The organism is Stenotrophomonas sp. INTA L402-1 (assembly GCF_059295135.1).
Map to the genome: position 1 here is coordinate 1 of NZ_JCAFWP010000152.1, position 640 is coordinate 640.

Consider the following 640-nt stretch of genomic DNA (forward strand, 5'->3'; position numbering starts at 1 on the left):
CCTCTGACCAGCTGGTGATTAATGGTGGTCAGGCAACCGGCAAAACCTGGCTTGCGTTTACAAATGTCGGAAACAGTAACCTCGGGGTGGCAACCTCCGGACAGGGTATCCGGGTTGTGGATGCACAGAATGGCGCCACCACAGAAGAAGGTGCGTTTGCCCTGAGTCGCCCGCTTCAGGCCGGCGCCTTTAACTACACCCTGAACCGTGACAGCGATGAAGACTGGTACCTGCGCAGTGAAAATGCTTATCGTGCTGAAGTCCCCCTGTATACATCCATGCTGACACAGGCAATGGACTATGACCGGATTCTGGCAGGCTCCCGCAGCCATCAGACCGGTGTAAACGGTGAAAATAACAGCGTCCGTCTCAGCATTCAGGGCGGCCATCTCGGTCACGATAACAACGGCGGTATTGCCCGTGGGGCCACGCCGGAAAGCAGCGGCAGCTATGGCTTCGTCCGTCTGGAGGGTGACCTGCTCAGAACAGTGGTCGCCGGTATGTCTCTGACGACAGGAGTGTATGGTGCTGCAGGCCATTCTTCCGTTGATGTTAAGGATGATGACGGCTCCCGCGCCGGCACGGTCCGGGATGATGCCGGCAGCTTGGTCGGATATATGAACCTGACACACACCTCCTC

The 640-nt window shown here is 57.5% G+C and carries 1 protein-coding gene; it reads left to right on the top strand.

Going from position 1 to position 640, the window contains the following annotated elements; all coding sequences use genetic code 11:
• On the top strand, window positions 1-640 hold a 640-nt coding region (locus AC5O77_RS22040), incomplete at both ends, for a pertactin-like passenger domain-containing protein (RefSeq protein WP_494507201.1).